This is a genomic window from Methylobacterium sp., assembly GCF_019750675.1.
Classification (GTDB): Bacteria; Pseudomonadota; Alphaproteobacteria; order Rhizobiales; family Beijerinckiaceae; genus Methylobacterium.
Window position 1 is genome coordinate 1 of the sequence record NZ_JAIEOF010000456.1, and the last position, 18,599, is coordinate 18,599.

The window sequence follows — 18,599 nt, forward strand, 5'->3', positions numbered from 1 at the left end:
AAGGCGCGCGGCGTCGGCGAGCAGTACGGCGTCACCGATTCCTACACCTACGAGCAGTTCGGCGACCTTCTGGCCTCGGGCACGATCGATGCGATCTATCTCGCCACGCCGAACTGGCGTCACGCCGAGTTCGCCATCCCCGCCCTGAAGGCCGGCATCCACGTTCTGGTGGAGAAGCCCCTGGAGGTTACGACGGCCCGGTGCCGCGAGATTCTCGACGTCGCGAACACGTCCTCGGCGAAGCTGATGGTGGCCTACCGGCTGCACTTCGAGCCCGCGACCCTCGCGACGATCGACCTGATCCGTTCCGGCAAGCTCGGCGACCTGCTGACCTTCTCCTCGACCTTCACCCAGATGGTCTCGCCCGAGAACCACCGGGCGAAGAGCGGCGTCGAGGCCGGGCCGGTCTTCGACATGGGTCCCTACCCGGTGAACGCCGCTCGCTACGTTTTCGGCGACGAGCCGACCGAGGTGGTTTCGGCCGTCGGTATGCGTCACCCGGAAGCGGGCCTCGGCGACTTCGACGACACCGTCGCGGTGACCCTGCGCTTTCCCCGCAACCGCCTCGCCCAGTTCGTGCTCTCCTACGTCGGCAACACCCTCGACACCTACGCGGTGGTCGGCACGAAGGGGAGCGTCGAGGTGAATCCAGCCTACATGTACGGCAAGGCTCTAGAGCACACCGTCACCCTCGGCGAGAGCAAGTCCCACGAGAGCTTCAAGAACACCGACCATTTCGGCGGAGAACTGAAGTACTTCTCCGACTGCATCCTGAACGACCGGGAGCCGGAGCCGGACGCCGAGGAGGGCTACGCCGACGTTCGGGTGCTGGCGGGCATCGTCGAGGCCCTGATGACCGGCGGTCCGGTCACGCTGGAGCCGTTCACCCGCACCAAGCGGATCGACACCGCGGCCCAGCGCGAGACCCTGCGGGCGCAGGCGTCACCCGAACTCGTCAACACCTCCAACCCGGGCAAGGGCAAGGACAAGGTGCCGAAGAACTGAGCGCGGCCCGATCCCGAAACCGCCTCCCGCACGGATCCACCAAGACATGACCGCATTTCCGAGACCCGAGCGGGGCCCGAACGCGGGTCGCGCGCCCGGTGCCGACCCGGCGCGCATCGTCGGGGGGTGCCGATGACCCTCGTCGAGCTTCCCAAGGTCGATCGCCTCAATGTCGATCTTCCCGAGATCGTCCCACTCGACAAGACCGTGCCACTTGATGCCGGGGCCGCCGCGGAGGCCACGCCGGGTGGGTCGGCGCCCGGGCCGAACCCGACCCTCGTCCTCGTCGCGCTGGCGGCGGGGGGATTCGCGATCGGCACAACCGAATTCGCCGCCATGAGCCTGCTGCCGGCCTTCGCGCCCGATCTCGGGATCGATGCCGCCACGGCCGGCCACGTGATCAGCGCCTACGCCCTCGGAGTCGTGGTGGGGGCGCCGATCATCGCGGTGCTGGCGGCCCGCATCGCGCGGCGCACGCTGCTCGTCGCCCTGATGGTGCTGTTCGCCCTCGGCAACGGCCTCTCTGCGCTGGCGCCGAGCTATCCCTGGATGCTGGTCTTCCGCTTCCTCGCCGGCCTGCCGCACGGGGCCTATTTCGGGGTGGCGGCCCTGGTCGCCGCCGCCCTCGTGCCGCGCGCGCGGCGCTCGCAGGCGGTCTCGCGGGTCATCGCGGGCCTCACCGTCGCGACCGTGGTGGGGGTGCCGCTCGCCAACGGCATCGGTCAGCTCGTCGGCTGGCGCTGGAGCTTCGGCCTCGTGGCCCTGCTCGCCACCGGGACGGCGATCCTGGTGCGGATCTACGCGCCGCTGGGTGAGCCGGCCCGGGGGGCGAGCGCCCTCAAGGAACTCGGCGCCCTGCGGCGCGGCCAGGTCTGGCTGACGCTGGCGACCGGCGCCATCGGCTTCGGCGGCCTGTTCTCGGTCTACACCTACCTGGCCTCGACGATGCTGGAGGTCACGCACGCTTCGCCGGGCGCGATCCCGCCAGTGCTCGCCCTGTTCGGCCTCGGGCTCACCGTCGGCAACCTCGCCTGCGCCTGGGCGGCCGACCGCGCCCTGATGCCGGCGGCCGGCTTCACCCTGGTCTGGAGCGCGGGCGCGCTCGCCCTCTACCCCTACGCGACGGGCAGCCTCTGGACCCTCGGGCCCGTCGTCTTCCTCATCGGCTGCGGCGGCGGCCTCGCCACCATCCTGCAGACCCGCCTGATGGATGTCGCCGAGGACGCGCAGACCCTGGCCGCCGCTCTCAACCACTCGGCCTTCAACGTCGCCAACGCCCTCGGACCCTGGCTCGCCGGCCTCGCCCTCACGGCCGGGCTCGGCCTGCCCGCGACCGGCTGGGTCGGCGTCGCCCTGGCCCTCGGGGGGCTGGCGATCTGGGCAGTCTCGTGTCTCGCCGATCGGCGCGCCGGCGAGGCTCCGGCCGCGCGTTGATCGGGGCGGCCGCGCGGACGCGGCGCATCTCCGGGCCCGATCCGATCAGGGCGCTTCCCACGCCGACCGTACCGGACCCGTCGTGGTGTCGGGCTTCGCCGCGCCGATGAAGATCACCACCGGTCCATGCTCGGCGCGGCGCGGATCGTAGAAGTCGAGCAGGTTCGGGTGCAGGCGCTGGAGAAAGTCGGGCCGCAGGCCCTCCCGGCGCATGAGGTGGTCGATGACGACCTGATCGCCGTGCACGGCGTTCGGTACCGGGCCGCAGGCGCCCGGGGTCATCCAGCGCTCGGGTTCGGCCGCGAAGGCAGCGTGGAGGAAATCCAGCGCGCCCCCGTCCCAGCGCAGCAGGGCGCTGGAGAGGCGGCCCTTGTGAAAGTAGTCCTCCATGGCGGCGAGGCCCGGCTCGGCCAGGGCATCGGCCGGTCCGGTGAAGACGGTGTCGAGGTCGCAGAGCAGGGTCGGCCCCCGCGTCAGGCCGGGGCGGAACGCCTCCATCTTCGCCCACCAGGCCGGCCAGTCGTGCCGCAGCGGGACGCGCTCGACGCCCGCGACGGCCAGGGGCAGGTCCGTGAGGCAGAGGATCCGGTCGAAGGCCGGGGCGTGGCGGCGCACGCCGCGGGCGAGGCGCTCGACCCAGACCGCGTCGTAGCGGCCGCTGCCCTTCAGGACGGTGATGAGTGTGGTCATGGGATGCGGGTGATCCTGGTCGGGCCGGTCAAGCGGGGCAGGGGTGCAGGCGGATGTGCCCGGCCGCCTCGGCCTGCCGGAACCAGGCGCGCTCGGCGGCCCAGGGATGGCCGGGCCAGCCGTCGAAACCGAAGCCGTGGACCTCGACCGCGCCGCGTTCCGCCGGCCGGCCGAGCAGGAGCGCCAGGGTCACGAGGAAGCCGGTGCTGGGGTTCGGCCGCCCGGTGGCACCGGGGCGCGCGAGGCGCGTCCAGGCTGCCCTGTGCAGATCCTCGGACAGGACGTGGACCGGCCTGCCGAGGGGGGCCAGCAGGGCCAGGGCCTCGCGCGTCCAGCAGATCTGCTCGGGCCGGTTGTGCTCCACCGGCAGCAACGGGAACGGCAGGATGAAGGCCTCGGCGCGCTGGACCACCGGGCGCGCCAGGAAATGCGGGTCGGCGAGCCATTCGCGCATCTGCCCGCCGCGATTGACCAGGGCGAGGTGGGTGACCCGGGAGCCGGTGCGCCCGCCGAAGCCCGGCGCGTTGTTGAAGCGCACGACGCAACGCGCCGCGTCGATCGCCGCACCGGCGTCGAGCCCCGGCGCGTTGCCGACGATGGCGAGCGTGCCGCGTCCGGACGGAGGCAGGTCGTGCATCGGCGGGGAGTCGACCTGGGCGTCCACTTGCGTCAGAGGTTCGGGGTGGACTGCGGAGGTATGGCGCCGGCCCCGCGCGGCAAGATCCCGGCGACGCAAGATCCCTGCGTCTAACGAAGGCCCTGGGGACCGATGATGCGCCGGTGCTTCGTCTGCGCGGCCGATATGCTGGGGCCGAGCGAGCGGTCCCTCACCTATCCGGGCGGGCGGGTGCGGGCCTTTCCGATCGCCTGCGGCTCCTGCGGCCTCCTGCTGGCGGCGGATGCCGATCCGGCTCGCTGCCGCGCGCACCTCGCAGCCCTCCTGTCCGGGCCGACCTTCCTGTCCGACCCGGACGCGCCCTACGGCCTCGACCTCTACACCCTGCGCAGCGCCGCGACCGCGTTCGACCGTGGCCTGCGCCCGCAAGACGCCGAGGGCCGCGCGGCCCTGCGCCACCCCCACGGCCGGTGCGCGGCGCGGGCGGACCTGTACGCCCTCGGCGGGGCCGTGGGGCTGCCCGTCTCCCTCGGCCTGCTCTGCCGCCCCGATGGATTGGCGGCGGCCCTGGCGATGCTGGCCGTCCATGCGGCCTGGACCGACGACGTCGCGGTCCTCCTCGACGCACCGGTAAGTCGTCCGGAAGCGGTGCCGGTCGCCGGTTTTCCGCGCGGCGCGGTGCGGGTGGGCGCACGGCCCCTGGGGCAGGACTTCGCCGCCCAGCGCAATGCCCTCCAGGATCTCGCCGGCCATCCCTGGATGCTGCAGCTCGACGCCGACGAGACCCTGTCCGTCGAGGCGGGCCGGCGCCTTCCGGCCCTGGCCGCCCTGGCCGAGGCGGGCGACGTCGTCTCGGTCGGATTGGCACGCCGCAACCGTGTCGACGGCCACCTCTCGGACGTCTACCCGGACGTCCAGTATCGTCTGAACCGCCGATGCGTGCGCTATTCCGGCCGCGTGCACGAGCGTCCGGTGCTCGACGGTGGCTGGCCACGCAGCCTCATCGCCCTCCACGGGGCGATCGAGCACCATCTCGACCGGGCCCATGTCCTGGCGCGCTCGCGGCGCTACGAGCGTCTCGCGCCCGGGCGCGGGCGCCCCGAGGAGGAGACTGCGCTGCTGCGTCCCTACCGGGATTGAGGTCCTGGCGGGCGCGTGGGCGCGCGGCTCTTCTGGCGGGATCGGACCGCCGCGATGGCGCGGGCGTAGAGATCGAGGGTCTCGCCCGCCAGGGCCGCCCGGGTGAAGCGGCCGGACGCCGCCAGTGCCCGGCTCCGATAGGCTCGGCGCAGGGCCGGATCGACGAGGAGCGGGCGCAGGGCGTCCGCCAGCGCCAGGCCGGTGGCCTCCCGCGCCAGCGGACCCGCACCGGGCACGCCCACGAAGGCGCGCGCGCTCGCGTCCTGCGCGCAGGCCACCACCGGACGGCCGTAGGCGAGGGCCTCCTGGTAGACGAGGCCGAAGCTCTCGTAGCGGGAGGGAGCGAGCACCGCGTGCGCGTTCGCGTAGGCCTGCGCCAGCGCATCGGCGGGGACCCGGCCGAGCGCATGGATGCGGGTGCGCGCCGCCTCTGGCAGGCCGGCGGGCAGGTCCGCCGGGGGGACGCCGATCAGGTCCAGCCGGAAGGGTGGAACCGCGCCGCGTTCCGCGTCGTCGCCTAAGATCGCGACCGCCCCGAGAAGCGCGTCGAAGCCCTTGCGCGCTTCCGCCCGGCCGACGAACAGCAGGCGCACCGGCCCCGCTTCGTCCGGGTAGGGGGCATCGCGCGCCGCCGCCAGGATCTCCGGCGGCAGACTCAAGCCGATCACGGCCTCGGGCTGCCGGCCGGAGAGACCGTAGGTTTGGGCGATCACCGCCCCGTGCTCGGCGGTGTTGGCGATGAGCCCGGCGCTGCCCCGCGCCTGGGCGCGCTCCAGGGCATCGGCGGCTCGGCCGTCGAGGCGGTCGCGCAGCGTGTCGGGCGCGTCCCGCGTGAAGATTGCGGGGGTCGAGCTCCGCGTCACGAGGGGCAGGTCCCGGCGCCCCGCGAGCAGTACGGCGGGCGCGTACCAGTTCGTGGCTTCGGCGACGTCGAACGGCCGGCGGGCATGGGCCGCGAGTACGGCGCGCCGGAAGGCGAGGGGGGCGGCGAGATGCCCGGCCGCGCCCCAGCGGCGCAGGCGCGCCAGCCCCCCGTCCGGTTGCAGGGCGAGCCCCGCCACCGTCACGCCGCCGGTGCTGTCCCGGCCCGCGCGGTCGAGGGTGAAGACGGTGACGTCGGCCCCTGCCCCTGCGAGGCTCTCGGCGATCTCGCGGGCCGCGGTCGAGAGGCCGCTGGGGGCCGGCGGGTAGTCCCAGGCGAGGTAGGCGATCCGCATCAGGCGGCGAGCAGGCGGCGGTAGAGGGCGAGGTAGTCGGCCGCCATGCGCTCGGCCGTGAAGCGGGCCTCGAAACGCGCGCGGATGCGGGCGCGGTCGAGCTGGCCGATCCGTCCGAGGGCGGCCACGGCCTCGCTCTCGGACGCGACGACGAAGCCGGTCACGCCCTCCTCGACGATCTCCGGCACCGAGCCCCGGTTCCAGGCGACGACCGGCGTGCCGCAGGCCATGGCCTCGATCATCACGAGGCCGAAGGGCTCCGGCCAGTCGATGGGAAACAGGAGCGCTTGCGCGCTCCCCAGGAGTTCGGCTTTCCGGGCATCGTCCACCGGCCCGAGATAGATCGCGTCCTCCCCCAGAAGGGGGCGCACCCGATCCTCGAAATAATCCGGGTTGCCGACGTCGATGGTGCCGCCCAGCCGGATCGGCAGGCCGGCGGCGCGCGCCACGCGGATCGCAGTGTCGGGCCGCTTCTGGTCGGTCATCCGGCCCACGAAGGCGACGTGCGCGCCGGGCTGCGTGGCGAGGGCGTAGCGGTCCCGCGCGAGGCCGTGATGCACGATGCCCGCTCTGTTGGAAGCCGGAATGCCGGCCGCCTGCGATGCCGAGATCGCCGCCACCGGCAGGTCGGGAAAGCCCGCGAAGAACAGCGCCCGGTCGAGTTCGTCGACCCGCCAATGCACCGTCGTGAGGCTGTGGCGCCGGCGCGCGCCGAGGAGGGCCGCATGGGCGAACTCACCGTGGCAATGCACGATGTCGAACTGGTCGAGGCGCAGCCGCAGCGCCTCCAGCTGCACGGCGTCCAGGGCCGCCGGGACGCCGGGTGCGACCCGTCCGTGGCGGCGCTCCAGGGCCGCGAGGCTGGGATGGTCGCCGATGCGCGGTAAGTCTGTCGCACTGTCCGAGGGCGCGAAGAGCGTTACTTCCACACCTAGGTTAACCAGTGCCGTGCTGAGGTCATGTATGACCCTCTCCGTGCCACCATGGTGCTCTGGGGGAACGGGGAATATGTTGGGTGCGACTTGGGCGACGCGGATCACGGTAAGCACCTCATCTTCAACAATTCTTTTTCAGAGCACGCCTGAGACGCCGGCGGCCTGATGTTCGTCTTGCATGTCGCCCTGCAAGGCTGCCTTCGCGGCGGCGGGGTCGTGTTCGGGCTCACCGCCGATACGGGCGGCCATATCCGCTACCTGCTCGATCTCGTGGCCGCCTCGTCCCAGGATGCCGGTATCGCGCGGATCGTGGTCGCCACGCGCCTGTTCCACGGCACGCCCGGGCCGGACTACGCCGTGCCCGAAGAGCGCATCTCCGACAAGGTCACCCTCGTGCGGCTCGCGAGCGCGTCTCCGGATTACCGCTCGAAGGAGGAGATGCACGCCGAGGTCGGGAGCTTCGCCCGCAACCTCATGGCCTGGATCGCGGCCCAGTCCCGGGCGCCAGACCTCATCCACGCCCACTACGCCGACGCCGCCTCCGTGGCGGGCCTCGTCGAGGACGCGCTCGGCATCCCCTTCGTGTTCACGGCCCATTCGCTCGGGCGGGTGAAGGCGGCGATGCTGGGCCCCGGCGCGGAGGACGGCCCCGACCTCGCGCGCCGGATCGCCGCCGAGGAGGACGCCCTGGCGCGCGCGAGCCTCGTCGTCGCCTCCTCCCGCGACGAGGCTGAGGTGCAGTATGCCGGATACGCGGCCTACGATCCGGGGCGCATCCGCGTCCTGCCGCCCGGCAGCGACCTCGCCCGTTTCGCGGCCGCCGAACCCCTTCCACGGGTTGACGCCACCATCGACCGCTTCCTGGACGACCCGGCCAAGCCGGCGCTGCTGGCGCTCGCCCGGCCGGTGGCGCGCAAGAACCTCGGCACCCTGGTGCGGGCCTACGGCGAGAGCCCCGCCCTGCAGGCGCGAGCCAACCTCGTGCTGATGGCGGGCACCCGGGAGGACATCGACGCCCTCGACGGCGACATGGCCGACACCATGCGGGAGATTCTCGTCCTCATCGACCGCTACGACCTCTACGGGCGCGTGGCCTACCCCAAGACCCACGGGCCGGAAGACGTGCCGGCGCTCTACGCCTACGCCCGCGCCCGGGGCGGCCTCTTCGTCAATCCCGCCCTCAACGAGCCCTTCGGCCTGACCCTGCTCGAGGCCTCGGCCGCCGGGCTGCCGCTGGTGGCCACCGACAGCGGTGGGCCGAACGACATCGTGGAGACCTGCGGCAACGGGCTTCTGGTCGATCCGCGCACCCCCGATGCCATCGCGGCGGCGTGCCTGCGCATCCTGGACGAGCCCGACCTCTACGCCGCCTGCGTGGCCGGGGGCGCCCGCGCGGCCGCCGCTTACGATTGGGATAGGCACGCCGCGCGCTACCACGACCTGCTGCGGGCGCTGCGTCACCCCGAGCCCCCCCTGGCGGCGCCGCGCCAGCTCCTCGTCTGCGACATCGACAACACGCTGGTGGGCTGCGAGGCGGCGCTCGGCACCTTCCGGCGCTGGCGCAGCCGGCAGGCGGGCCTCGCCTTCGGGGTCGCCACCGGGCGCTCCTTCCACAGCGCCATGGCGGTGCTGGAGCAGCAGGCGAGCCCGCGCCCGCAGGTCATGATCACGTCGGTGGGGTCGGAGATCTACCACCTCGATCCCAACGGGGTGACCTACACGGCCGATGCCGCCTGGCGCGCCTCCGTGTCGACGGGCTGGGACCGGGTGGGCGTGCTGGCCAGCCTGTCCGGCCTCGACGGCCTCGTACCCCAGGGCCCCCTGGAGCAGCGCGGGCACAAGCTCAGCTATTTCGGGGATGCGGAGACGGCCCAGCGGGTCCGCGCCGCCCTCGCGCGGGCGGGATTGTCCGCCAACGTGATCCACAGTCACGGCCGCTACCTCGACATCCTGCCGGAGGCCGCCTCGAAGGGCACGGCGGTCGCGCATGTGCGGGCCCTCTACGGCTTGCCGGAGCGGGCCGTGTTCGTGGCCGGCGATTCCGGGAACGACGTCGAGATGCTGCGCACCGGGGTGCAGGCGATCATCGTCGCCAACTACTCGGACGACCTCGCCAGCAACGCCGCTTTGCAGCACTCCTACGTGGCGCGGGCGTCCCATGCCCGCGGCATCATCGAGGGCGTCAGGCATTTCCGCCGGATGCTGGCCGATGCAGGCTGACGCCCCCGATGGGCCGTCGGCGAGCGTGCTCACCCTGGTCCGCGGCCGGGCCGACCGGCTGCGCAACCTCATGTCCGGGCTGGCACGCCAGTCCGTGCGTCCGCGCGAACTGGTGATCGCCTGGATGCAGCCGGACCGCACCCTCGACCTGCCGGACCCCGGCTGCCCCGTGCGCCATCGTCACGTCGAAGGCGAGCCGATGCCGCTCGCCGCCGCCCGCAACCGCGCGGCCGAGGCCGCCACGGGCGACCTCCTCGTCTTCCTCGATGTGGACTGCATCCCGTCGCCCAGCCTCGTGGCGGCCTACCGGCGCGCGGCGGCGCAGGCGGAGGGCCTGTTCCTGGGCGAGGTGCTGTACCTGCCGCCGGGGCTCGAGCCCGGCACCGCCGCCGACGACGCGGCCCTCGCGCGCCTCGGCCGGACGCATCCGGCGCGCGCCCCGGTTCCCCCGGAGGGCCTTCGCCCGGAGCCGGATCCCGGCCAGCTCTGGGGCCTGTCGTTCGCGCTCCCGTCCCGCCGCTGGCACGCCGTCGGCGGCATGGACGAGACCTATGTCGGTTACGGCGGCGAGGAGACCGACCTCGCCGCGCGCCTTGCGGCCTCCGGGCTGCCGACCTTCTGGGTCGGGGGCGCGCGCGCCTATCACCAGCACCATCCCGTCCACGTGCCGCCGCTCCAGCACTTCGACGCCATCCTGGCCAACGCCACCCGCTTCCGGGGCACGCACGGGCGCTGGTGCATGACCTACTGGCTCGGCCAGTTCCGGACCGCCGGGCTGATCGCGTGGGACGACGACGCGCGCGCGATCCGGGTCCTGCGTCGGCCGGACGCATCCGAGGTCGCGGCCGCCCTGCGGCCCGACGCCCTGTTCTCCTGACGGATCGCGAACCCGACAGCCATGAAGAAGCCCATCGCGTTCTTCGTCCACCACCAGGGACGGGGCCACGCCAACCGCACGATGGCGGTGGCGGCCGAATTCGCCCGCGACCGGCCCGTCTCCGTGCTCACCGCCGGGCCGCAGCTGTTCGACGGGTTCTCCCGCGACATCGAGATCGTGCCCCTGCCGAACATGATCGGCGCGGGCGTGCCGACGCCGCGCCTCTACGCGGAGCCGACTCCGCAGGTCATGCACTGCGTGCCGCTGGGCCTCACCGCGATGCGCCGGACCATGCGGGCGATCCTCGACCACCTCGACGAGCGCGACGTCGGCCTGTTCGTGGTCGACGTCTCGGCGGAGATCGCGCTGCTGGCGCGCATCGCCAGCGTGCCGGCGGTGCAGATCCGCATGCACGGCGACCGGACCGACATCGGCCATGTCGGCGCTTACGAGGCCTGCGTCGGCATGCTCGCCCCCTTCGACGAACGCATGGAGCAGGACGACTACCCGGCGGCGCTTCGGGCCAAGACCTTCTACAGCGGCGGCCTCTGCACCAGCGTCGACGGCGTGCCCGGCCGGGCGGAGGCGCGGGCGAAGCTCGGTCTCGACCCGGAGCGGGAGATCGTCGTGGCGGTCACCGGCGGCGGTGGCAGCGGCACGCCCTACGCGCCCCTGACGGTGGCGGCGCGCGCTGCGCCCGACACCCTGTGGCTGACCCTCGGGCCGACCCACCGCGAGGGGCACGAGACCGACTTCTCCAACCTGCGCGAACTCGGCTGGGTGTCCTCGGTGACAGACTACCTCGCCGCCGCCGACATCGTGGTGGCGTCCGCCGGCGACAACACGGTTCACGAGGTCGCCCGCGTCGGCGGCCGCCTGATCGTGATGCCCGAATGGCGCTACTTCGGCGAACAGACCCGCAAGGCCGAGGCCCTGGTCCGCCTCGGAGCCGCCGTCCAGGCCCCGGTCTGGCCCGGCGACCTCCAGGGCTGGCGCGACCTCCTCGCCCGCGCTCGCGGCCTCGACCCGGCCCCCCTGCGCAGCCTCTACGCGCCGGACGCCGCCGCCCGCGCCGCCGGCTGGCTCGAGGGCCTGACCGACGAACTCTGGCACGGCGCGACGGACCCCGCCGCCCTCACGGTCGTTGCCGCCGGCTGATCGCCCGCATCCCTCAGCGCTCGAACCCCCCGGAGCCAGACCCCCCCATGTCCACCGTTTCCGTCGTGACCCTGGCCAAGGGACGGCCGGCACACCTGCGCAACGTGCTCCTGGGCCTGGAGCGCCAGAGCCAAGCGCCCGCCGAGTTCATCGTCGCGGTGATGCAGGACGCGCCCTACGACCTGCCCGAGGTCGACTTGCCCGTCCGCCAGATCCTGGTGCCGGGCACCGAACTGCCGCTGGCGGCGGCGCGCAACCGGGGTGTCGCGGCCGCCACGGGGGACGTCGTGGTCTTCCTCGACGTCGACTGCATCCCGGCTCCCGACCTCGTCGCCGATTACGCCCGCGGGCTCGCCGAACTCGACGGCCTGCTGATGGGCGAGGTGCTCCATCTGCCCGAGCGCGCGACGGCGGGGGACTGGACCTGTGAGGCCTTTGCCGCGGTCGCCGAGCGCCATTCCGATCGTCGGGGTCCCCCCGCCGCCGGCCTCGAGATCTGCCACGATTACCGCTGCTTCTGGTCCCTCAACTTCGCGATCCGGCGCGCCACTTTCCTGGCCACCGGCGGGTTCGACGAGCGCTACACGGGCTACGGCGGCGAGGACACGGATTTCGGCAAGGTTCTCGACCAGGCAGGCATCCCCATCGCCTGGATGAAGGGTGGCCTCGCCTACCACCAGTACCACCCCCACCACATGCCCCCCGTGCATCACCTCGACAGCGTGGTTCGCAATGCCGAATTGTTCGAGGCCAAGTGGGGCTACCGCACGATGGGCCACTGGCTCTACGCCTTCAAGGTGATGGGGCTGATCGACGACACCCCCGACCGGCCGATCCGCATCCTGCGCCGCCCCGAGGCGGACGACTTCGCACTGACCGGCCAGCAGAGCCACCAGCCCTACAGCAATTCGGCCTCCGTCATCCGCTTCCTCGAGGCCCAGGCCGCCGCGGTGGCGATCGCGTGAGGATCGCGCTCCTCGCGCATCTGCGCCACCCGGTGGCGCACCCCTTCGCGGGCGGCATGGAGGCCCACGCCTGGGTTCTGGCCGAAGGCCTGATGGCGCGCGGGCACGAGGTCGTGCTGTTCGCCGCCGGGGACAGCGACCCGCGCTTTGCCATCGACCCGGTGATCCCGGTGCACCACGAGCGCAGCTTCCCCGGGCTGGAGCACCGGGGCGATGCCGGGCTCAAGGCCCACGTGGATGCGGGCTATGCGGGCGCCTGCGACCGGATCGCGGCCGGCGGCTTCGACGTGCTGCACAACAACAGCTTGAGCCGCCTGCCCCTGGAGCGCCGGCGCCTCGCGGCGGTACCGACCGTCACCTCCCTCCACGTGCCCCCCTACGATGCCCTGTGCGGGTTCGTGCGCGACAGCCTCGTGCCCGGGCATCGGGTCACCGTCACGTCGGAGGCGCAGCGCAGGTTGTGGTGGCCCGATGGGGCTCCGCCGCAGGTGTCCGTGCTCCACAACGGCGTCGATCCGGATTCCTGGCCCTATCGCGCGCGCGGCGACGGGGGCGCCGTCTGGTCCGGGCGGATCGCGCCCATCAAGGGCACGCATCTCGCCATCGCGGCGGCCCGCCGCGCCGGCCTTCCCCTGACCTTGTTCGGCCCGATCGAGGACCCGGAATACTGGGCGGCGCGGATCGCCCCGCAACTCGGTGGCCCCATCCGCTACGGTGGGCATCTCTCCGGTGAGGCGCTGGCGGACGCGGTCGCTCGCGCCTCGGTCTTCCTGTTCACGCCCTGCTGGGACGAGCCCTTCGGCCTCGTGGCCATCGAGGCCATGGCCTGCGGCGTTCCGGTGGCGGGCATCGACCGGGGCGCCGCCGCGGAGGTGATCGGCGAGGCCGGGTGCCTCGCGCCCCCGGACGACGTGGCCGCCCTCGCGGACGCCCTCGGTGAGGCCCTGGCCATTCCCCGCGCGGTTCCGCACGCCCGGGTCCTGCGCCTGTTCACCCGCGATCGTTGGCTCGCGCGCTGCGAAGACCTCTACGCGCAGGCCGCACGCGCCGCCGAACGTTGACAACCCCTTCGCCCGCGCCCGCTCCCCGGGGCGGGCCCCGCCATCGCGAGCCGACAGCATGAGCCGCCCCCGCACGACCCGCCGCGCCCTCCTCGACGCCCTCTGGCACGGTCGCGATCCCTTCGCGGCTCCCCCCGAGGACCTGCGCCCCCGCGACCTCCAGGGTTGGCGCAGCGTCCACCCCTATCTCGACGAGGCCGTCACCACGTTCCGGCCGGACGTGGTCGTGGAGGTCGGTGCCTGGAAGGGGGCCAGCACGCTGCATCTGGCGCGGACCATGGCGGCGCACGACGTCGACGGGACCGTCATCGCGGTGGATACCTGGCTCGGCGCCGTCGACCACTGGGCGGATGCGGACCTGTTCGCCGAACTCGCCACAGAGCACGGCTATCCGAGCCTGTACCGCACCTTCCTGGCCAACGTGCTGCACGAGGGGCTGGCGGACCGCGTGGTACCGCTTCCGCTGGATTCGGTGAACGCGGCCGAACTGATGCGCCTGCGCGGCGTGAGCGCCGACGTGATTCACCTCGATGCCGGGCACGAGGAGGCCTCGGTGGCGGCGGACCTGCGGGCCTGGTGGCCGGTCCTGCGCCCCGGCGGCCTGTTCGTCGCCGACGATTACGACCGCTTGGGCGGTCGTTTCCCCGGCGTGACCCGGGCGGTCGACGCCTTTTGCGCGGAGGCCGGCGTGGCGGGGCCCTGGTCGCACCGGGGCAAGTGCAAGTTCCTCAAGCCGGCCTGATGCGGCGGTCAGGCGATCGAAGCCGGAATCGGCGCTCTCAGCCGACGAGCACGACGGCCCGCTTGGCGTAGAACGCGCGGCCGATCTCGGCCACCACGAAGTGGGCCACGTCCGCTCGCGCGATCAGTCCGTTGCGCCAGGACGCGGGCGTGGCCAGAACCTCGTAGCGGCCCGTCGCCGGGCCGGAGGTCAGGACACCGGGCCGGACCAGGGTCCAGTCCAGGTGGCTGTGCCGGATACGCATCTCCTGGGCGTCCTTGTCGTCGTAGGCGCGGCCGAAGACGAGGCGGAACGGGATGCGCTGGAGCGGGCCGATGGCATCCCGGCTGTCGCCGGCGCCGAAGCCCGTGATGGCGATGAGGCGCCCGACACCGGCCTTCTCCATCGCGGGAACGAGGAGGTTGGTGGCGTCCGAGAACAGGGTCACCGGCCCGATCAGGCGCCGCACGGGAACGCCGAGGGCCTGGACGACGACATCGACTCCCTCCAGCGCCGAAGCGACGTCGATGGGATTCAGCGCATCGGCCGTGAACCGTTCGAGGTTCGGGTCCGAGAGGGTCATGCGCCCGGCCGAACGCGCGAAGGCCCGCACGCGATGCCCGGCCGCGAGCGCCGCCTTCACGGTCTCCAGGCCGATGCCGTGACTGGCGCCCATGACGAGGATGTGGGCCATGCTGGATCTCTGACGTCACGCGTTCGGGCACCGTACTCTCCCGCGTGAGGCGAAGGAGCGAGCGGCGAGGGTGGGCGCCCGGAGTGACCCGGGCGCCCCGTGGGTAACGCCGTCCTACCAGCGGTGGTGCCAGCCCACGTGGCGGTAGCCACCGTGCCAGCCCCAGGGGCGGTGGTATCCGACGTGGCGGTAGCCGCCCCAGCGGTGCCAGCGCGGACCGTACCAACCGACCCGGCGGTAGCCGTAGACGATGGGGCGCACCACGATGGGGCGGTAGACGACGTTCGGGCGGCAATAGCCGTAATAGCCGCGGTGGCCGCCGGGTCCGCATCCGTCGCGGGCCTCGGCCCCGCCGGCCGTGGCCGCCAGGGTACCCAGTGCGAGAACAGCTGCGCCAGCAAGTTTCAGTCGCATTCGCATCTCCTCTGTTGCGATGGGCTAGGAACAGCAGAATTCGGAAGATGGTTGCGGCTTTTCAAGCCGGTCTGTGTTACGAAATGTAACAAGGGACTCGATCACATCTTGATGAGATCATGCCGATGTGAACGCGTGTGGCCGCAACCCTGAACGCGACGCTGCGTCAGCCGGAGCGTTTCGCCGTCCAGCGTCCCGCACAGGCTATGGGGCCGGTCAGGGTCCAGCGCCCCGTCCCGGCGGATGCCCGCAACCGGCCCTCGACGGCGATGTTCGCCAAGCCGCTTCGGATGGAACCGACGATACGGCCATTCTTCGCCACCCGGCCGGAGGCATCGGCCGCGCTGCCGCCCGCCTCGTTGACGGTACCGTCGCGGATCACGATCGGGTAGCGGTACGGCCCTGTGCAGCTGCCGTCGTCGACGGTCGCCGCGACGGACCAGTCGCCGTCGAACCCGGTCTCGGCATGGGCCGGACCGAGGGTGCCGCTCGCTACGGCGAGGGCCAGGACAATGCATTTCGAAACGGGTGGCATGACCGCCTTTCTGTGATTGATGTCGAGCGTTCCGATCCGAGGCTTGGCCGCCTTAGAGAGGCGGTCGGGCCGGCGGAGTGGGGTCGTCCCCGCCGTGGGCGAGGTAGTGGACCATGAGTTCGCCGGTGGCCCGGACCGCGTAATCCCGCATCGGCTCGCCGGCCGCGGGCGGGACGAGATCCGTCACGCGCCGCCCGTCCAGGGTGGCGACAAGCTCGCGCCGTGCCATGCCGGACTCGACGGCTTCCTGGATCGCCTGTGCCTCGTAGGCTTCCAGCGACGCGTTCAGGCGCGAATGCCCGGCTCGATCGGGCCCTCCGCCGGACAGTCCGGATGCATGCCCGGTTCTGGTGGTTCCTCGAACGGAGCCGAGGGCTCGTCGGAACCGAGCGGACGCTCGCCCGGGAATGGCCGGGGCGGCCGCTGCGAGGGGACATCGCCGCCCGGGATGGGGTCGGGCATGCCGGGATTGGCCACGCTGGAGATCCTCACCTGTTCGTCGCGATGGCCTACGGGCCGGACGCGTGCCCGGAGTGGCACGGCGTCCGGCCCTGCGGCCATGCCGGACCTGATCGGGGGACATGCAAGGTCCGGCATAACTTGGAAATGTCTCACCGGCGCCCGCTCGGTGTCCTCTCGGGAGGTCCGTCGTCGGGGGCGGTGATGCAGAGGAAATAACCCCGCCGGAGCGATGCTCAATGATGCAGATGCATCATTTTTATGGTCCGTTGCCTGGTAAAATGCGTTCGGTCCGGGTCACCCGCCGGCGACGGCCGAGCGCACGCGTGTCACCCTTCCGAGGCCGCCAGGGGTCTCCGGGAGCCTTATGTCGGCGTGTCCGTTCCCTTCCCGGGCACGCCGCCTCGACCGGGGGCGGTCGGCTCGGTTGGGACCCACGATGACCCGACGACGCGCCGATTGCGTCGTCACAGCCCCAGGGCGAGGGCCAACCGGTCGCGGGCCCGGCTCACGCGGCTCTTCACGGTGCCGACCCGGCACCCGAGAACGATGGCCGCCTCCTCGTGCATCAGGCCGTCCACCAGCACCAGCAGCAAGGTCTCGCGTTGCTCGGCCGGAAGGTCGTTCAGGGCCTCCTGCAACTCCGAGAGCGCGACCCGGTGCTCCTGCTCGGGGGGGGTGGACAGCGTGCCCGCTATGGCGCCGTCGATGTCCTCGATCTCGCGTCGCAGGCGCTTGCGCTGGTTCAGGTGGCCGTTGCGCAGGATCGTGAACAGCCACGCCACGAGGTTGGTGCCGTTCTGGAACTGGGCGCGGTGTTCCCAGGCCCGCATGAGGGTCGCCTGGACGAGGTCGTCGGCCTCCGCCGCGTTGGCGGTGCGCAGGAGAGCGAAGCGGCGCAGGCGCGGCACGAGGGCGATCAACGCATCGCCGAACGCCTTGGTGACCTGCCGGTCCGCCTCGGCTTCCTGCAGGGCGGCGCCGAGGCGCTGAAGGACCTGCCCCAGCCGTGTGCCGGCGTCGACCGCCTCCGCCCGGGGAATGAGTTCGTTCAATCTTCGCCCGATCTGATCCTGGGCATGACGGGGCAATACCCCGCGTGCGGAAGTTTCGTCGGCGGTTGTGCTGAAATGCATCCTGGGCCGGACTCCCTATCCGAGATCACGGTTCCGTGAAGACATGCTTCTACCGTGCAGTGTAGGTCGCGCTCTCTCGCTGATCGTTCACGTTCACGTCAATGATGCGGATATACCAGTCTTTCGGCGGTTCGTCGGGAACCGACGCATCCGAAGCCTGGTTACGGCCTGACCTCATACGAGCAGTCAGGAGTACGGGACGGTGGTTGCTGGCGCGAAAGGGCGCGAGATCCGTGAGGGTGGAGCCGGACTTGGTCAGGGGATTGTCCCGGTCGCGTCCAGCCGGATCGCCGTCTGTCCAGACAGCGCGGCGATGCCACGGCAGAACCTGCTCACCCCCTGAGGGCTCGGCACCGGCCTCACGCCGGCCACCGAAGCCCTGCCGCTGCAGCCTGCGACCTGCGCTGCATCTGCGGACGGTCAAACGTCGCTGACCCGCTCGGAAACTCGGGTCATCGCAGCTCGAAGCTGGGCAAGAAAAACCCCTCTACCGGTACGTATGAACCATTGTTCGGCGGACATGCCGAGCCACTTGAGGGGTCTCCCTCGCCTGGGCAACGGAGCATCCCGTGAGCGCACAGAAGACGAACGAAGGAGCCGACAAGCTCAAAGCTTCCGTGAAAGAGGCCATCGGAAAGTTGGTCGGCGATCCGAAAGTCGAGGCCGAGGGCAAGCTCGAGCAGAACGAAATCAAGCGGGAACGGGCGTCTCCGCAGAAATTACCGAAGTCCGGCGTGAAACCGAAGTCCACCCCCGAGGCGTAGCTTCGGACGCACGTCGAACGTCATGAACATCACGCGTAACAACAGAAGGAGAAACGACATGGTCGATACGGATCGCATCACGGGGACCGCCAAGGAACTCGGCGGCAAGGTGCAGGGCGCGGTCGGCGACCTGACCGGGTCCCGCCGGGACTCGGTCGAGGGCCGTGCCCGCGAGGCGCAGGGCGCCGCCGAGAACGTCTACGGTCAGGTCAAGGACACCGTGCGCGACGCCGCCGAGCACGTCGCCGATACCGCCCGCGACATCGGCGGAAAGGTTCGCGACGCGGTCGGCAACATCGTCGGGTCGGAGGACATCGAGGACCGCGCGCGCCGGGCCCAGGGTGCGGCCAGCGATACCTACGACCGGGCTGAGCGCTCCGTCCGCAGCGCCGGTCGGGCCGCCTACGACCGGGCCGAGGATGCCTACGAGAACGGCGGCCGGCAGCTGCGCCGGGGTGGTTCCGCCGCCACGAACCAGGTCGCCGAGCACCCCGTGGCCGCGCTGCTGGTGGCCGGTCTCCTCGGCTACGGCCTCGGCCTCCTCATTCACGGCCGCGA

20 protein-coding genes are annotated in these 18,599 nt (G+C 72.0%); 11 read left to right on the forward strand and 9 right to left on the reverse strand.

Features of this window, described 5'->3' with window-relative positions; translation table 11 throughout:
* A partial coding sequence (locus K2X24_RS23810; RefSeq protein ID WP_292501785.1) for a Gfo/Idh/MocA family oxidoreductase occupies positions 1–1,005 on the forward strand: 1,005 nt, incomplete at its 5' end.
* 132 nt (positions 1,006–1,137) lie between these two features.
* Positions 1,138–2,439, forward strand: a complete 1,302-nt coding sequence (locus tag K2X24_RS23815) for an MFS transporter (RefSeq protein WP_292501788.1) — start codon at positions 1,138–1,140, stop codon at positions 2,437–2,439.
* Positions 2,440–2,484: 45 nt separating this feature from the next.
* Here the strand turns inward: K2X24_RS23815 and K2X24_RS23820 are convergent, their stop codons facing one another.
* Both K2X24_RS23820 and K2X24_RS23825 read right to left on the reverse strand, forming a co-directional pair.
* Entirely contained in the window at positions 2,485–3,129 is a 645-nt protein-coding gene (locus tag K2X24_RS23820; RefSeq protein WP_292501790.1) for a hypothetical protein, read from the reverse strand.
* Between the two features lie 28 nt (positions 3,130–3,157).
* Positions 3,158–3,766, reverse strand: coding sequence for a hypothetical protein (locus K2X24_RS23825; protein ID WP_292501792.1), 609 nt, complete (start codon positions 3,764–3,766; stop codon positions 3,158–3,160).
* Between the two features lie 135 nt (positions 3,767–3,901).
* Here K2X24_RS23825 and K2X24_RS23830 point away from each other — a divergent pair, with 135 nt between their 5' ends.
* Positions 3,902–4,885, forward strand: coding sequence for a hypothetical protein (locus K2X24_RS23830; RefSeq protein ID WP_292501823.1), 984 nt, complete (start codon positions 3,902–3,904; stop codon positions 4,883–4,885).
* Here the strand turns inward: K2X24_RS23830 and K2X24_RS23835 are convergent.
* Positions 4,873–6,102: a glycosyltransferase family 4 protein gene (locus tag K2X24_RS23835; RefSeq protein WP_292501794.1), complete on the reverse strand. Its 1,230-nt coding sequence runs from the start codon at positions 6,100–6,102 to the stop codon at positions 4,873–4,875. The two genes, K2X24_RS23830 and K2X24_RS23835, sit on opposite strands and share 13 nt — an antisense overlap.
* Entirely contained in the window at positions 6,102–7,142 is a 1,041-nt protein-coding gene (locus K2X24_RS23840) for a glycosyltransferase family 4 protein (protein WP_366934559.1), read from the reverse strand. The genes K2X24_RS23835 and K2X24_RS23840 overlap by 1 nt, the downstream gene beginning before the upstream one ends.
* 60 nt (positions 7,143–7,202) lie before the next feature.
* On the opposite strand from K2X24_RS23840, the gene K2X24_RS23845 reads away from it, so the two are divergent.
* Genes K2X24_RS23845 through K2X24_RS23870 form a run of 6 tightly spaced genes read left to right on the forward strand, consistent with a single transcriptional unit; the run spans position 7,203 to position 14,060 of the window.
* Complete coding sequence (locus K2X24_RS23845) at positions 7,203–9,257, forward strand: HAD-IIB family hydrolase (protein WP_292501798.1); 2,055 nt, start codon at positions 7,203–7,205, stop codon at positions 9,255–9,257.
* Positions 9,247–10,134: a galactosyltransferase-related protein gene (locus tag K2X24_RS23850; protein WP_292501800.1), complete on the forward strand. Its 888-nt coding sequence runs from the start codon at positions 9,247–9,249 to the stop codon at positions 10,132–10,134. Before K2X24_RS23845 ends, K2X24_RS23850 begins: the two co-directional genes overlap by 11 nt.
* A gap of 21 nt (positions 10,135–10,155) precedes the next feature.
* On the forward strand, positions 10,156–11,292 hold the full coding sequence (locus K2X24_RS23855; protein ID WP_292501803.1) for a glycosyltransferase: 1,137 nt from the start codon (positions 10,156–10,158) through the stop codon (positions 11,290–11,292).
* A gap of 47 nt (positions 11,293–11,339) precedes the next feature.
* Positions 11,340–12,257 carry a galactosyltransferase-related protein gene (locus K2X24_RS23860; protein ID WP_292501805.1) on the forward strand — a complete coding sequence of 306 codons (918 nt, stop codon included), beginning with the start codon at positions 11,340–11,342 and terminating at the stop codon, positions 12,255–12,257.
* Positions 12,254–13,318, forward strand: a complete 1,065-nt coding sequence (locus K2X24_RS23865) for a glycosyltransferase (protein ID WP_292501807.1) — start codon at positions 12,254–12,256, stop codon at positions 13,316–13,318. Before K2X24_RS23860 ends, K2X24_RS23865 begins: the two co-directional genes overlap by 4 nt.
* 58 nt (positions 13,319–13,376) lie before the next feature.
* Positions 13,377–14,060: a class I SAM-dependent methyltransferase gene (locus K2X24_RS23870; RefSeq protein ID WP_292501809.1), complete on the forward strand. Its 684-nt coding sequence runs from the start codon at positions 13,377–13,379 to the stop codon at positions 14,058–14,060.
* A gap of 37 nt (positions 14,061–14,097) precedes the next feature.
* Here the strand turns inward: K2X24_RS23870 and K2X24_RS23875 are convergent, their stop codons facing one another.
* From K2X24_RS23875 to K2X24_RS23895, 5 genes are all read right to left on the reverse strand, one after another.
* Positions 14,098–14,733, reverse strand: coding sequence for an NAD(P)-dependent oxidoreductase (locus tag K2X24_RS23875; RefSeq protein WP_292501810.1), 636 nt, complete (start codon positions 14,731–14,733; stop codon positions 14,098–14,100).
* A gap of 114 nt (positions 14,734–14,847) precedes the next feature.
* Positions 14,848–15,147 carry a hypothetical protein gene (locus tag K2X24_RS23880; protein WP_292501812.1) on the reverse strand — a complete coding sequence of 100 codons (300 nt, stop codon included), beginning with the start codon at positions 15,145–15,147 and terminating at the stop codon, positions 14,848–14,850.
* Positions 15,148–15,313: 166 nt separating this feature from the next.
* Positions 15,314–15,682 carry a hypothetical protein gene (locus K2X24_RS23885; RefSeq protein ID WP_292501814.1) on the reverse strand — a complete coding sequence of 123 codons (369 nt, stop codon included), beginning with the start codon at positions 15,680–15,682 and terminating at the stop codon, positions 15,314–15,316.
* Between the two features lie 52 nt (positions 15,683–15,734).
* Positions 15,735–15,911 carry a hypothetical protein gene (locus tag K2X24_RS23890; RefSeq protein WP_292501816.1) on the reverse strand — a complete coding sequence of 59 codons (177 nt, stop codon included), beginning with the start codon at positions 15,909–15,911 and terminating at the stop codon, positions 15,735–15,737.
* Between the two features lie 697 nt (positions 15,912–16,608).
* Complete coding sequence (locus K2X24_RS23895; protein WP_292501819.1) at positions 16,609–17,196, reverse strand: sigma-70 family RNA polymerase sigma factor; 588 nt, start codon at positions 17,194–17,196, stop codon at positions 16,609–16,611.
* Positions 17,197–17,846: 650 nt separating this feature from the next.
* On the opposite strand from K2X24_RS23895, the gene K2X24_RS23900 reads away from it, so the two are divergent.
* Together K2X24_RS23900 and K2X24_RS23905 are read left to right on the forward strand one after the other, a co-directional pair.
* Positions 17,847–18,041 carry a CsbD family protein gene (locus K2X24_RS23900; RefSeq protein WP_292501821.1) on the forward strand — a complete coding sequence of 65 codons (195 nt, stop codon included), beginning with the start codon at positions 17,847–17,849 and terminating at the stop codon, positions 18,039–18,041.
* 58 nt (positions 18,042–18,099) lie between these two features.
* A partial coding sequence (locus K2X24_RS23905) for a CsbD family protein (protein ID WP_292501822.1) occupies positions 18,100–18,599 on the forward strand: 500 nt, incomplete at its 3' end.

Coding starts and splice junctions, on each gene's coding strand:
- K2X24_RS23815 (WP_292501788.1), top strand. CDS start 1,138: ATGACCCTCGTCGAGCTTCCCAAGGTCGATCGCCTCAATGTCGATCTT.
- K2X24_RS23820 (WP_292501790.1), bottom strand. CDS start 3,129: ATGACCACACTCATCACCGTCCTGAAGGGCAGCGGCCGCTACGACGCG.
- K2X24_RS23825 (WP_292501792.1), bottom strand. CDS start 3,766: ATGCACGACCTGCCTCCGTCCGGACGCGGCACGCTCGCCATCGTCGGC.
- K2X24_RS23830 (WP_292501823.1), top strand. CDS start 3,902: ATGCGCCGGTGCTTCGTCTGCGCGGCCGATATGCTGGGGCCGAGCGAG.
- K2X24_RS23835 (WP_292501794.1), bottom strand. CDS start 6,102: ATGCGGATCGCCTACCTCGCCTGGGACTACCCGCCGGCCCCCAGCGGC.
- K2X24_RS23845 (WP_292501798.1), top strand. CDS start 7,203: ATGTTCGTCTTGCATGTCGCCCTGCAAGGCTGCCTTCGCGGCGGCGGG.
- K2X24_RS23850 (WP_292501800.1), top strand. CDS start 9,247: ATGCAGGCTGACGCCCCCGATGGGCCGTCGGCGAGCGTGCTCACCCTG.
- K2X24_RS23855 (WP_292501803.1), top strand. CDS start 10,156: ATGAAGAAGCCCATCGCGTTCTTCGTCCACCACCAGGGACGGGGCCAC.
- K2X24_RS23860 (WP_292501805.1), top strand. CDS start 11,340: ATGTCCACCGTTTCCGTCGTGACCCTGGCCAAGGGACGGCCGGCACAC.
- K2X24_RS23870 (WP_292501809.1), top strand. CDS start 13,377: ATGAGCCGCCCCCGCACGACCCGCCGCGCCCTCCTCGACGCCCTCTGG.
- K2X24_RS23875 (WP_292501810.1), bottom strand. CDS start 14,733: ATGGCCCACATCCTCGTCATGGGCGCCAGTCACGGCATCGGCCTGGAG.
- K2X24_RS23880 (WP_292501812.1), bottom strand. CDS start 15,147: ATGCGACTGAAACTTGCTGGCGCAGCTGTTCTCGCACTGGGTACCCTG.
- K2X24_RS23885 (WP_292501814.1), bottom strand. CDS start 15,682: ATGCCACCCGTTTCGAAATGCATTGTCCTGGCCCTCGCCGTAGCGAGC.
- K2X24_RS23890 (WP_292501816.1), bottom strand. CDS start 15,911: ATGGCACGGCGCGAGCTTGTCGCCACCCTGGACGGGCGGCGCGTGACG.